Genomic DNA, 12325 nt, shown 5'->3' on the forward strand with positions numbered 1-12325 from the left:
GGGAAGCGGTGATGCCGGCAGCATTGGCCGCACAGGCGCTGCTTTCCGGGATCATACTGATGGGGAATAAATGATGCAGACGTTCCTGAAGTTTCTCGCGGAGACGGACTGGAGTCCGCTTCTGATCTCGCTGAAGACAGGAGTCGTCGCCACGGTGGCCGCCTTCTTTCTGGGGATCTTCGCGGCGGCGAAGGTGGTGAAGGCTTCGCCCGGCGTTCGGGCCGTGGCAGACGGACTTCTGACGCTGCCGCTGGTGCTGCCGCCGACGGTGGCCGGGTTCATCCTGCTGCTGATTTTTTCGCTCCGGAGGCCAGTGGGCGCCAAGCTGATGCATACGTTCGGCATCCGGGTGGTCCAGACATGGCTGGGATGCGTCCTCGCGGCGACGGTGATCGCGTTTCCGCTGATGTACCGGAACGCGCGGGCTGCGTTTGAGCAGGTGGACAGCAGCCTGATCTACGCCGCCCGGACGCTGGGGATGTCGGAGACAACGATCTTCTGGCGCGTCGTGATGCCGGCGGCCTCTCCGGGCGTGCTGTCGGGAACGATCTTAACCTTCGCGAGAGCACTGGGTGAGTACGGCGCGACCTCCATGCTGGCCGGGAACATTCCGGGACGGACGGGAACCATCTCTCAGAAGATCGCGATGGTGATACAGGACGGCGATTACGCGACGGCGGGATTCTGGGTCGCGGTGATTCTGGTGATCGCCTTCGTGATCGTGGTGCTGATGAATCTGGCGACGATGAGCGGAAAACGGCATGGGAGGCCGGCCGGAAGAGCGGGCCGCTGAAAAAGACGGGCCGCACGGAACGACGGAGATATGTGATGGAGGTCAGAATCAGGAAACAGCTGGCGCAGTTTGCACTGGATGTCTCATTTCAAACCGGGGAGGGCGTGTTCGCCCTCCTCGGCGCGTCCGGCAGTGGAAAATCCATGACGCTCAAGTGCATCGCCGGCATCGAGCGCCCCGACGAGGGAAGAATCGAGCTCGGCGGGCGAGTGCTCTTTGATTCGGAGCGGGGAATCTGCCTCCCGCCCCAGAAACGGCGCGTGGGGTATATGTTCCAGGATTACGCGCTGTTTCCCAACATGACCGTCCGCCAGAACGTGATGGCGGGCATGCCGATGCGGAAGAAAGACGGATTCTCCGGTCCGGACGGAAAGAGCGCGGACGGCAGAGGGAGGCGGAGCCGTCTGCTCTCCGGGGTCCGCCGCAGGGAGAGATACGTGGATGAGGACCGGCTTGAGTCGATCCTCCGGCAGTTCCATATTGACGAGCTTCAGGAGGAGTACCCCGCGCGTCTCTCGGGCGGACAGAAACAGCGGGTGGCGATGGCACGTCTGGTGGCGCAGGACCCGGATGTGATCCTGCTGGACGAACCGTTTTCGGCCCTCGACACCCATCTCCGCTGGCAGCTGGAGCAGGAGATGAGAAACGTTCTTCGGGACATGCACCGGCCGGCCGTTTTCGTCTCCCACGACCGGGACGAGGTCTTCCATCTCTGCGACACGGTCTGCTGCCTGCACCGGGGACATGTGGAGGTGATCGAGCCTGTGCGGGACTTCTTCACGAACCCGGAGACAAAGGAGGCCGCGATTCTGTCCGGATGCAAGAATGTGGCGGACGCCGTCCGGATCGACAGACACCGTCTCTACATTCCTTCCTACGGGATCACGATCACACTCAGTCGGGACATTCCGGAGGACGTGACGGCGGTGGGCATTCGCGCGCACAGCTTTTCCGCCGTGGATAAGGACGGCGGGACGCCGCTGCCGGTGCTCTCCGCAGTTCCCCGGGAGGATCCGTTCGAGTGGACCGTGTTTTTCCGGTGCGCGGAGGGCGCGGACATGATGCAGTGGAAGATATCGAAGGGAGAGATGCCGTCCGTGCGGATTCCGGAGCGGCTCGCGCTGCCGGAGAACGCGGTGATGCTGCTCCGCAGCTGAGATCTGCTGGCGGGAATGGACGCAGCAGCCCGGCCCTGCTGTCCGGCGGCGGGAGCCGCTCCGGGAGTGAGCACGGACGGATGCATTCTCAATAAAAGGAGGAAACATGATGAAGCTGGTCAGAACCGAGGACGCGGTGGGGCAGGTGCTCTGCCACGACATGACGCAGATTATCCGCGGCGTCACGAAGGACGCCGTGTTCCGCAAAGGTCATGTGATCACGAAGGAAGATATTCCGGTGCTTCTCAGCATCGGGAAGGAGCACATCTACGTCTGGGAAAAGGACGATTCGATGCTCCATGAGAACGAGGGCGCCGAGATCCTGCGCCGCCTCTGCCAGAATGAGCATATGCGGGCTACGGAGCCGAAGGAGGGCAAGATCAGTCTGCTGGCCGAGTGCCCGGGCGTGCTCAAAGTCGATCACGAGCGGCTCGTCGCGGTCAATTCAGTGGGCGAGGTGATGATCGCGACGAAGCGGGGCGATACGCTTGTCCGGAAGGAGCAGGTTTTCGCCGGCATGCGGGTGATCCCGCTGGTCATCAGCAAGGAGAAGATGAAACGGGTCGAGGAGGCAGCCGGACCCGGTCCGCTTCTCTCTCTGCTGCCGCTGAAGCCGAAGAGGTGCGCGATTCTCGCGACAGGCAGCGAGATCTTCAAGGGACGGATTCAGGACACCTTCACGCCTGTGGTGGCGGACAAGCTGACGGAGCTCGGGGCGGAAGTGGCCGATCACCGGATTCTGGACGACAACGCGGCCGTGACGACCCGGACCATTCTGGAGGAGGCTGACCGGGGCGCGGAGCTGATCTGCGTGACCGGCGGGATGAGCGTGGATCCGGACGACCGGACGCCGCTCGCGATCCGGGAGACCGGAGCTGAAGTGATCAGCTACGGCGCGCCGGTGCTTCCGGGCGCGATGTTTATGCTTGCGTATCTTCACAGAACGGACGCGGACGGAACCAAGCGCCGGATTCCGGTGGCAGGACTGCCGGGCTGCGTGATGTACGCGAAGCGGACGATTTTCGACCTGGTGCTGCCGCGTCTTCTGGCGGACGATCCGGTGAAGGCGGAGGAACTGGCGCGTCTGGGCGAGGGCGGGTTGCTGTAAGCGCCGGACCGGAGGCACGGCCCTTCCGCTGTCAGCCGGCTCTCACAGCAGGCCGGCGCGGAACCCCGTACGAAGCGGATTCGGAACCATTCCGGAGGGGACGATTTCCCTCCGGTTTTTTTTGCCGATGTTTTCTTCGCCGGACGATCTGCGCATTTTGCGGTACCGAAACGGCCGTGCAGGCATTATAATGATAAGACATGCACAAAACGGAAACGGAGACGGAACGGCACAATGAAACGAAACGCGCAGGAAGCGAAAAACACCTATCTGACAAAGCAGGCACTGCAGCGCATGCCTTATTATCTGCAGTATCTGAAGGGCGCGAAGGCGGAAGGGAAGAGCCACGTATCGGCTGCCGCCATCGCGGAGGAGCTGGAGCTGAGCGACGTGCTGGTGCGGAAAGACATCGCGGCGGTCAGCTCGAAGCAGGGCCGACCGAAGGCCGGTTTCGAGGTGGATACGCTGATCGAGGATATCGAGCTCTACATGGGTTATCATCACACCAAGGAAGCGGTCCTCGTGGGCGCGGGCTCGCTCGGGCGGGCGCTGCTCGGAAACCGGGAATTCGGGGCTTACGGCTTTCAGATTGTCGCCGCCTTTGACGTGCGCCGCAGCGTGATCCGCAAGACGATCAGCGGCGTCGAGGTCCTGTCACTGGCGAAGCTGAGGGACTACTGTCTCCGGAGAAATATTCAGATCGGCATCATCACGGTGCCGGCGGAGGCCGCGCAGGACGTGGCCGACCGGATGGTCGACGGCGGCATCCGGGCAATCTGGAATTTCGCGCTGGTGAAGCTCAAGGTGCCGGAGGGCGTGCTCGTCCAGAATGAGGATCTTGCCTCGTCGCTGGCGATGCTGTCTCAGCACCTGCGGCTTGGAAACGAGATGGACAGCTCGTCCGGATGGATGGAATGACGAGATAAAAAACATAATCCCGACTGAAACAGTACGGTTTTATCGATAATGCAATATCGATAAAACCGTTAGTTTGTATTGTTTAACTGTAAACCTGTATGCTACTATCAGCTTATGTAGGCCGCACAGGTATCTTTTGATGCGCCTATCAAGTTTCCTCTCCAACCATTTTTCCAGTCATACAGGAGAATACACATGGAATATCGGATTGAGCATGATTCAATGGGTGAAGTCAGGGTGCCCGCGGACCGACTCTGGGGCGCGCAGACCGAGCGCAGTCATGAGAATTTCCTGATCGGTGTCGGGATTGAGACCATGCCGCGCGAGATCACGCATGCCTTCGGCATTCTGAAAAAGGCGGCGGCGCAGGCGAACCATGAGCTGAAGCCGGAGAAGATGACGGACGAAAAGCTGGAGGCCGTCACGACGGCCTGCGACGAGGTGATCTCCGGCCGGCTGAACGACAATTTCCCACTGGTTGTCTGGCAGACCGGATCCGGCACGCAGTCGAACATGAACACCAATGAGGTGATCGCGAACCGGGCCAACGCCATCGCGGGCAAGCGGCTGTGCCATCCGAACGACGATATCAATATGAGTCAGTCCTCGAACGACACGTTCCCGACGGCGTTGCATATCTCCGCTGTGGTCGCGCTGGAGGACAGCCTGATTCCCTCCGCGGAGCGGCTGATCGCTGCGTTCAGGGATCTCGAGGCGGCCAATCCGACGATCGTGAAATCCGGGCGCACTCATCTTCAGGACGCGGTCCCGATCAAATTCTGCCAGGAAATTTCCGGCTGGCGGAGTTCCCTTGAGAAGGACGTGGAGCTGGTCCGTCTCGCGCTGGAGCCGCTGAAGACGCTGGCGCTGGGCGGCACGGCGGTTGGCACCGGCCTCAACGCGCCGAAGGGCTTCGATGTGCTGGTGGCGGAGAAGGTCTCGGCGCTCACCGGCAAGACCTTCCGCACGGCGGAGAACAAGTTCCACGCGCTGACCTCGAAGGACGAGGTCGTCTTCGCTCACGGCGCGGTGAAGGCGATGGCCGCCGATATGATGAAGATCGCGAACGACGTCCGCTGGCTGGCCTCCGGTCCCCGCGACGGTCTCGGAGAGATCACGATTCCGGCCAACGAACCGGGTTCCTCCATCATGCCGGGCAAGGTCAATCCGACCCAGTGCGAGCAGGTGACAATGGTTGCGGTGCAGGTCATCGGTAACGATACGGCGATCGGCATGGCCGCGTCCCAGGGCAATTTCGAGCTCAATGTGTTCATGCCGGTGATCGCCTACAATTTCCTGCAGTCCGTGCGGCTTCTGTCCGAGTCGATGGAATCCTTCCGCAAGAACTGCGTTGTGGGAATCCGCGCCAATGAGGAGAAGATGCATCACAATCTTTACAATTCTCTGATGCTGGTGACGGCGCTGAACCCCTACATCGGCTATGAGAAGGCGGCGAAGACGGCGCATCTTGCCTTCGAGGAGAACATTTCACTGAAGGACGCCTGCGTGAAGCTCGGCTTCCTGACGCCGGAGCGGTTCGACGAGGTCTTCCATCCGGAGGATATGGCAAACTGAAGACGGGTCTGTGAGAAGAAAGGAAGAGGACGGCAAAATGGTTTACAGTTATTTTCCGGGCTGTACGCTGAAGAACAAGGCGCGCGATCTTGACGAGTACGGAAGACGCGCCGCCGAGGTGCTCGGCGCGACGCTGGAGGAGATCCCCGAGTGGCAGTGCTGCGGCGGTGTCTATCCGCTGTCGCATGACGAGATCGCCATCAAACTGAGCTCGGTCCGGGCGCTGGCGAAAGCCGGAGAGGAGAACCGGACGCTGGTCACGCTCTGCTCCGCCTGCCACAACGTCATCAAGCAGGTCAATCACGATATGGCGGCGGACGAGTACGTCTCGGAGCGCGCCAACAACTATCTGAAGGCCGACGGCATCAGCTATCACGGGGAGACGAAGGAAATCCACTATCTGGAGCTGCTCCGCGACGAGATCGGCTACGATCAGGTGAAGAAGGCGGTAAAGCATCCGTTCACGGGAAAGAAGATCGGCGCCTACTACGGCTGCCTGCTGCTCCGTCCCGGCAACGTGATGGCGATGGACAATCCGGAGAATCCGACGATCATGGAGGATTTTATCCGTGCGATCGGCGCGGAACCGGTCGTCTACGCCCAGCGGAACGAATGCTGCGGCGGCTACCTCGTGCTGGAGGACCGGACGATTCCGGAGAAGCGGGTGAAGGCGATCCTCGCCAACGCGAAGGATCAGGGCTGCGAGACGCTGATCACGGCCTGCCCGCTGTGCTACTACAATCTGCGGAAGCACGCGGAGGGCAGCGGAGTGGAGACCCGATACTTCACCGAACTGCTGGCTGAGGCGCTTGGCGTCAAGGATCCCGCGGAGACGCCGGCCGGCGCGGACGCCGCCGATGCGGTCTGTCCGGGCGTAAGAGCGGGAAAGGAGGGTGCGTGAATGGCCTCTGAGTATGAAGTGACGAAGGAAGAGATCGAAGCCATCAGCGGCGCGAATCCGCTTAAATGCATGCGCTGCGGACGCTGCTCCGCGACCTGCCCGTCGTATGACAATATGGAATACCATCCGCATCAGTTCGTGATGATGGTGGAAAAGGGAGAGCTCGACAAGCTGATGGCAAGCGAAAGCGTCTACCGCTGCATGTCCTGCATGGCCTGCATCGAGCGCTGCCCGCGGCAGGTTCAGCCGGCGAAGCTCATCGAAGCGGTCCGTCTGGCGATGGTCCGCCGTCAGGGCGCGAACCATCTGACACCCGACGACATCCCTGCGCTGCTTGATCCGGACCTTCCGCAGCAGGCACTGGTCAGCGCATACCGCAAGTTCACGAAATAAAGGAGAAATCAAATGCAGAGAATTGGCGTATTTGTGTGCTGGTGCGGCAGCAATATCGCGGCGACCGTGGATGTCAAGGCGGTGGCCGAGGCGGCGAGATCCGTACCGGGCGTGGTTTTCTCCGCTGACTACCAGTATATGTGCTCCGAAGCCGGCCAGGAGCTGGTGAAGGAATCAGTGAAGAAGTATCAGCTGACCAACGTCGTGATGTGCACCTGCTCCCCGAGAATGCATGAAAATACATTCCGCAAGGCAGTCCAGTCCGTGGGCATGAACCCATATATGCTCGAGGTGGCCAACATCCGTGAGCAGTGCTCCTGGGTCCACAAAGACAAGGCGGTGGGGACGCAGAAGGCGATCGCGCTGATGAAGGCGGCTGTGGCAAAGGCGACGCTGGACAGCCCGCTGACCGCGGGCTCCACGCCTGTCACGAAGCGGGCGCTGGTGATCGGCGGCGGCATCGCGGGTATGCAGACGGCTCTCGATATCGCGGAGGCCGGATTCGACGTCGATATCGTGGAGTCGAAGCCGACCATCGGCGGCAAGATGGCCCAGCTGGACAAGACCTTCCCGACGCTGGACTGCTCCTCCTGCATCGTCACCCCGAAGATGGTGGAGGTCGGCCAGAACGAGCGGATCCACATCTACAGCTACTCCGAGGTGGAGGCGGTGAAGGGCTTTGTCGGTCAGTTCACCGTCACGATCCGGCGCAAGGCCCGCTATGTCGACGAGACGAAATGCACCGGCTGCGGCGAGTGCACCGAGAAATGCCCGATGAAGAAGGTGCCCGACGAGTGGAATTTCAACCTGAACAACCGGCGCGCGATCTATATCCCGTTCGCGCAGGCGGTGCCCAAGGTGGCGACCATTGATCCACGGTACTGCATCAGGCTGAACACCGGGAAATGCGGCGTCTGCTCCAAGGTCTGCGGCGCCGGCGCCATCAACTACGAGGCGAAGGACGAGCTCATCGACGTGGAATACGGCGCGATCGTCGCGGCTACCGGCTATGAGATGATCGGCGTCGACCGCTTTGATGAGTACGCGTATTCCCAGAGCCCGGATGTGGTCACCTCCCTTGAATACGAGCGTCTGATGAGCGCGGCCGGCCCGACCGGCGGCCATCTGGTCCGGCCTTCCGACGGGAAGGAGCCGAAGACGATCGTCTTTGTCCAGTGCGTCGGCTCGAGAGAAACGGAGAACAGCTGCCACGGCGGCAAGACCTACTGCTCAAAGGTCTGCTGCATGTACACGGCGAAGCACGCGATCCTGACGAAGGATCATTATCCGGATACCGACATCTACGTCTTCTACATCGACGTCCGCACGCCGGGCAAGCTCTTCGACGAGTTCTATCGCCGGGCGGTGGAGCAGTACAACGTGCATTACATCAAGGGCGCGGTCGGCAAGGTCACCCCGAACCGGGCGACCGGAAAACTGGAGGTTCAGGCGTCCGACCTGCTGCTCAATGAGCAGCTTCACATCAACGCGGACATGGTCGTTCTGGCTGCGGCTCTCGAACCCAGCCGCAGCGCGCGTCATATCGCGACGATGCTGACGGCCTCGATGGACACGAACGACTTCTTCACCGAGGCGCACGCGAAGCTCCGCCCTGTGGAGTCCCCGACGGCCGGCGTCTTCCTCAGCGGATTCTGTCAGGGACCGAAGGATATTCCGGAGACGGTCGGTCAGGCAGGCGCGGCGGCGGCCAAGGTGATCGGACTTCTGACGAAGAACGAGCTGGTCGGCAACCCGTGCGTCGCCCGTCCGGATGAGATGATGTGCAACGGCTGCTCACAGTGCGAGACGGTCTGCCCGTACGGCGCGATCACGTATATTGAGAAAGATTTCCGTATGCCGGACCGCACCACCAGAAAGCGCCGCGTCGCGTCGGTGAACCCGGCCGTCTGCCAGGGCTGTGGCGCCTGCACGGTGACCTGCCCGTCCGGCGCGATGGACCTTCAGGGCTTCTCGAACCAGGAAATCATGGCGGAGGTAGATGCGTTATGTCTGTAAATGAAACGAAGGAATTTTCACCGAAGATCATCGCCTTCTGCTGCAACTGGTGCTCCTACGGCGGCGCGGATCTCGCCGGAACGAACCGCCTGAGCTATCCGGCCAACGTCAAGATCGTCCGCGTGCCCTGCTCCTGCCGCGTGAATCCGATGTTCATCCTGCGCGCCTTCCAGCGCGGCGCCGACGGCGTCATCGTCTGCGGCTGCCACCCGGGCGACTGCCATTACAGCACCGGAAACTATCACACAAGGCGCAGGATGACGATGCTCTTCTCCATGCTGAACTATCTCGGAGTCGAGAGCGCGCGGACCCGCGTCGAGTGGGTCTCCGCCGCGGAGGGATCGAGGTTCAAGAGCGTCATGGACAGCTTTGTGGAAGATATCACCCGGCTGGGTCCGAACGTTAGACTGGAGGATATAAGATGCAAGCAGAACTGATCAAACGCGCCTGCGAGCTGCTCGAGGACGGAACCGTGAACCGTGTGCTCGGCTGGCAGAAAGGCCAGTTCGTCTACGATATCACGCCGGCCGTCTTCACCAGCGCGGAGGATGTACGCAGTCATTTTGTCTACAACGATTTCTGCGCGGACAACCTTTCGAAGTATCTGATCAAAGAGTCGGAGAAGGAAGGGAAGGTGCTCGCGTTCCTGAAGCCCTGCGATACCTACAGCTTCAACCAGCTCGAGACCGAGCACAAGCTTCACCGGGAGAACATCTACGTCATCGGGATTCCGAGCTACGGCAAGGCGGACATCGAGAAGCTCCGTGCCCGCGGCATTGACGGCATCACGGATATCGAGAATGAGAACGGCACGCTGAAGATCACGACGATCTACGGCGAGGAGACGGTCCCGGCGTACGAGGTGATGCTGGACAAGTGCCTCGCCTGCAAATCGAAGAAGCATGTGGTCTACGACGAGCTGATCGGAGAGGACGGCGACGTGGTCCCGGATTCCGGACGTTTCGACCTCGTGGAGAAGCTTGACAGGATGAGCGCGAAGGAACGCTTCGAGTTCTGGCGCGGGGAGCTCTCACGCTGCATCCGCTGCAACGCCTGCCGGAACGTCTGCCCGGCCTGCACGTGCGAGAAGTGCGTCTTCGACAATCCGGCATCCGGCGTCCAGAACCGGGGCGCCCGCGACTCCTTCGAGGAGAATATGTTCCATATCATCCGCGCGTACCACGTCGCGGGCCGCTGCACGGACTGCGGCGAGTGCTCGCGCGTCTGCCCCGAGCATATCCCGCTTCATCTGCTCAACCGGAAGTTCATCAAGGATTTCAACGATCTCTACGGTGAGTTCCAGGCCGGCGCGGAGGTCGGCCAGATGAGCCCGATGTGCGCCTACACACAGGATCAGGACGCGGAGCCGTCCGTCGTGCAGAAAGGAGGCGCCGAATAATGATCTATCAGATCGCGTTTGAGAAGCTGGATCAGCTGCTGGGTGCGCTCAGCAGGAATGAGACGGTTTACCTTCCGGTGGACAATGCTCAGGGAGAGGCGGATTTTGAACGCTACGAGGCAGGGAAGAAGCTGAGCACGCGCCTCAACACACGCCGCTCGGCGAAGGACTTCTTCTTCCCGCAGATCCAGCCGCTGGTGAAGTTCCGCCGCGAGGGAAAGAAGATCGAGATCTTCGACGAGCGGAAGGAATCCGAGGATTTCGTGATCTTCGGCGCGCGGGCCTGCGACGTCCGTTCCTTCAGCGTCCTTGACCGCGTGTTCCTCGCGGATCCGGTGGATACCAACTACAAGACGAGAAGAGAGCACAGCACGATCGTGACGCTGGCCTGCTCCCGGCCGGGAGAGACCTGCTTCTGCGGATCCTTCGGAATCGACGCGGCGAAGCCGTCGGACGGAGACGCACGCGCCTGGATCGCGGACGGCGTCTTCTACCTCGAGCCGATGACGGAGAAGGGCGAGAAGCTGGCCGCGCAGGCGAAGGATGTGCTCACGGAGGGCGGAGAGGAAGCCGTCGGTGCGGCGGTGGAGAAGGCCCGCGCGATTCTTGCGAGGCTGCCTCTGGCCGGCCTGAAGCCGTCTGACAACCGGGAGCGTGAGCTGGAGCTCTTCAATTCCCCGGAGTGGGACGAGCTCTCGAGCCACTGTCTCGGCTGCGGCGCCTGCACCTTCGTCTGCCCGACCTGCCAGTGCTTCGACATCAACGACTTCGATTCGGGCCACGGCGTCGAGCGGTACCGCTGCTGGGACAGCTGCATGTACAACGATTTCACGATGATGGCGGCCGGCACGCCCCGCAAGACCCAGAAGGAACGGTTCCGCCAGCGCTTCATGCACAAGCTGGTGTATTATCCGATCCGGTATGACGGCGTCTTCAGCTGCGTCGGCTGCGGGCGCTGCCTCCGGAAGTGCCCGATTCAGATGAATATCGTGAAGGTGATGAAGACACTGGAGGTGGACAAGGGATGATGGAGAGAGAGGAATTGATTCCGCAGCTCGGTGTCGTGACGGATATCCGGAGAGATACGCCGGATGTCAAGACCTTCCGGGTCGTCGGAACCGACGGAAAGAAGCTGTTCGAGCATATCCCGGGCCAGTGCGCGATGCTCTCGATCCCGGGGATCGGCGAAGGCATGTTCTCGATTACGTCCTCGCCGACCAACGAGGAATACATGGAGTTTTCCATCAAGAAATGCGGCTGTCTGACAAGCTGGCTGCACGCGATGGACGTAGGTCAGGAGATCTGCGTCCGCGGTCCGTACGGAAACGGGTTCCCCGTGGATACGTTCTTCCGCGGCAAGGACCTGCTCTTCATCGCCGGCGGCATCGGCCTCGCGCCGCTGCGCAGCGTCATCAACTACTGCCGTGACAACCGGGAAAACTACGGCCAGATCAACGTCCTCTACGGTTCCCGTTCGAAGGACGATCTCGTGGATTACCAGGAGATTCTGGACGAGTGGATGAACTGTCCCAATACGAACGTGTACCTCACCATCGACCGCGAGCAGGAGGGATGGGACGGCCATGTCGGATTCGTTCCGAACTACGTGACGGAGCTGAACTTCCCGACGACGCTGGTGCCGATCATCTGCGGACCGCCGATCATGATCCATTTCACGCTCGAGGGACTGAAGAAGCTGGGATTCAACGAGTCGCAGGTGTGGACGACGATGGAAATGAGGATGAAGTGCGGGATCGGCAAGTGCGGCCGCTGCAATATCGGCGACAAGTATGTCTGCAAGGACGGGCCGGTCTTCAGCTTCGATCAGCTGGCGAAGCTGCCTCCGGAATACTGACAAGCTACGAGCCATGCGCGGATCGACTGACGCGACGGGAAGGCCGCTTGCGGCCGGACCGGAACGGCAGGAGAGACGCATACGGCGACAGCCGGAGCCTCCTGCCCGGAGGGCAGGAGGACATGGCTCGGAGCGCGGACAGCGCGGATCGACTGACGCGACGGGAAGGCCGCTTGCGGCCGGACCGGAACGGCAGGAGAGACGCATACG

Annotated in this window: 12 protein-coding genes; all 12 read left to right on the forward strand. The window is 61.3% G+C overall.

The window, feature by feature from the left end:
* Window positions 1-73 precede the first annotated feature (73 nt).
* The 12 genes from modB to G4C92_RS10260 all read left to right on the forward strand — a co-directional run bounded on the left by modB (window position 74) and on the right by G4C92_RS10260 (window position 12115).
* The gene (gene modB, locus G4C92_RS10205) at window positions 74-793 is read left to right on the forward strand and encodes a molybdate ABC transporter permease subunit (protein ID WP_274941994.1); all 720 of its coding nucleotides are present in this window, start codon (window positions 74-76) and stop codon (window positions 791-793) included.
* A gap of 35 nt (window positions 794-828) precedes the next feature.
* Complete coding sequence (locus G4C92_RS10210) at window positions 829-1950, forward strand: sulfate/molybdate ABC transporter ATP-binding protein (protein WP_274939748.1); 1122 nt, start codon at window positions 829-831, stop codon at window positions 1948-1950.
* A gap of 109 nt (window positions 1951-2059) precedes the next feature.
* Window positions 2060-3058, forward strand: coding sequence for a molybdopterin-binding protein (locus tag G4C92_RS10215; protein ID WP_274939749.1), 999 nt, complete (start codon window positions 2060-2062; stop codon window positions 3056-3058).
* A gap of 234 nt (window positions 3059-3292) precedes the next feature.
* The gene (locus tag G4C92_RS10220; RefSeq protein WP_274939750.1) at window positions 3293-3976 is read left to right on the forward strand and encodes a redox-sensing transcriptional repressor Rex; all 684 of its coding nucleotides are present in this window, start codon (window positions 3293-3295) and stop codon (window positions 3974-3976) included.
* A gap of 195 nt (window positions 3977-4171) precedes the next feature.
* Window positions 4172-5551 carry a class II fumarate hydratase gene (fumC, locus tag G4C92_RS10225; protein ID WP_274939751.1) on the forward strand — a complete coding sequence of 460 codons (1380 nt, stop codon included), beginning with the start codon at window positions 4172-4174 and terminating at the stop codon, window positions 5549-5551.
* 10 nt (window positions 5552-5561) lie between these two features.
* Complete coding sequence (locus G4C92_RS10230) at window positions 5562-6452, forward strand: CoB--CoM heterodisulfide reductase iron-sulfur subunit B family protein (protein ID WP_330654693.1); 891 nt, start codon at window positions 5562-5564, stop codon at window positions 6450-6452.
* Window positions 6453-6845, forward strand: coding sequence for a 4Fe-4S dicluster domain-containing protein (locus G4C92_RS10235; RefSeq protein WP_274939752.1), 393 nt, complete (start codon window positions 6453-6455; stop codon window positions 6843-6845).
* Between the two features lie 12 nt (window positions 6846-6857).
* On the forward strand, window positions 6858-8861 hold the full coding sequence (locus G4C92_RS10240; RefSeq protein ID WP_274939753.1) for a CoB--CoM heterodisulfide reductase iron-sulfur subunit A family protein: 2004 nt from the start codon (window positions 6858-6860) through the stop codon (window positions 8859-8861).
* Window positions 8852-9298 carry a hydrogenase iron-sulfur subunit gene (locus tag G4C92_RS10245; protein WP_274939754.1) on the forward strand — a complete coding sequence of 149 codons (447 nt, stop codon included), beginning with the start codon at window positions 8852-8854 and terminating at the stop codon, window positions 9296-9298. Before G4C92_RS10240 ends, G4C92_RS10245 begins: the two co-directional genes overlap by 10 nt.
* Window positions 9283-10260, forward strand: a complete 978-nt coding sequence (locus G4C92_RS10250) for a 4Fe-4S dicluster domain-containing protein (RefSeq protein WP_274939755.1) — start codon at window positions 9283-9285, stop codon at window positions 10258-10260. Before G4C92_RS10245 ends, G4C92_RS10250 begins: the two co-directional genes overlap by 16 nt.
* A complete protein-coding gene (locus G4C92_RS10255; RefSeq protein WP_330654694.1) occupies window positions 10260-11288 on the forward strand; it encodes a 4Fe-4S dicluster domain-containing protein in 1029 nt (342 codons plus the stop codon). The genes G4C92_RS10250 and G4C92_RS10255 overlap by 1 nt, the downstream gene beginning before the upstream one ends.
* A complete protein-coding gene (locus G4C92_RS10260; RefSeq protein ID WP_330654695.1) occupies window positions 11285-12115 on the forward strand; it encodes an FAD/NAD(P)-binding protein in 831 nt (276 codons plus the stop codon). Before G4C92_RS10255 ends, G4C92_RS10260 begins: the two co-directional genes overlap by 4 nt.
* Window positions 12116-12325: the final 210 nt, after the last annotated feature.

It is taken from the genome of Chordicoccus furentiruminis, from assembly GCF_019355395.1.
In the GTDB taxonomy this organism is placed as follows: Bacteria; Bacillota; Clostridia; order Lachnospirales; family Lachnospiraceae; genus Chordicoccus; species Chordicoccus furentiruminis.

What these genes read in the sequence shown, in the direction of transcription:
- modB (WP_274941994.1), top strand. Translation starts at nt 74, where the DNA reads ATGCAGACGTTCCTGAAGTTTCTCGCGGAGACGGACTGGAGTCCGCTT.
- G4C92_RS10210 (WP_274939748.1), top strand. Translation starts at nt 829, where the DNA reads ATGGAGGTCAGAATCAGGAAACAGCTGGCGCAGTTTGCACTGGATGTC.
- G4C92_RS10215 (WP_274939749.1), top strand. Translation starts at nt 2,060, where the DNA reads ATGAAGCTGGTCAGAACCGAGGACGCGGTGGGGCAGGTGCTCTGCCAC.
- G4C92_RS10220 (WP_274939750.1), top strand. Translation starts at nt 3,293, where the DNA reads ATGAAACGAAACGCGCAGGAAGCGAAAAACACCTATCTGACAAAGCAG.
- fumC (WP_274939751.1), top strand. Translation starts at nt 4,172, where the DNA reads ATGGAATATCGGATTGAGCATGATTCAATGGGTGAAGTCAGGGTGCCC.
- G4C92_RS10235 (WP_274939752.1), top strand. Translation starts at nt 6,453, where the DNA reads ATGGCCTCTGAGTATGAAGTGACGAAGGAAGAGATCGAAGCCATCAGC.
- G4C92_RS10240 (WP_274939753.1), top strand. Translation starts at nt 6,858, where the DNA reads ATGCAGAGAATTGGCGTATTTGTGTGCTGGTGCGGCAGCAATATCGCG.
- G4C92_RS10245 (WP_274939754.1), top strand. Translation starts at nt 8,852, where the DNA reads ATGTCTGTAAATGAAACGAAGGAATTTTCACCGAAGATCATCGCCTTC.
- G4C92_RS10250 (WP_274939755.1), top strand. Translation starts at nt 9,283, where the DNA reads ATGCAAGCAGAACTGATCAAACGCGCCTGCGAGCTGCTCGAGGACGGA.
- G4C92_RS10255 (WP_330654694.1), top strand. Translation starts at nt 10,260, where the DNA reads ATGATCTATCAGATCGCGTTTGAGAAGCTGGATCAGCTGCTGGGTGCG.
- G4C92_RS10260 (WP_330654695.1), top strand. Translation starts at nt 11,285, where the DNA reads ATGATGGAGAGAGAGGAATTGATTCCGCAGCTCGGTGTCGTGACGGAT.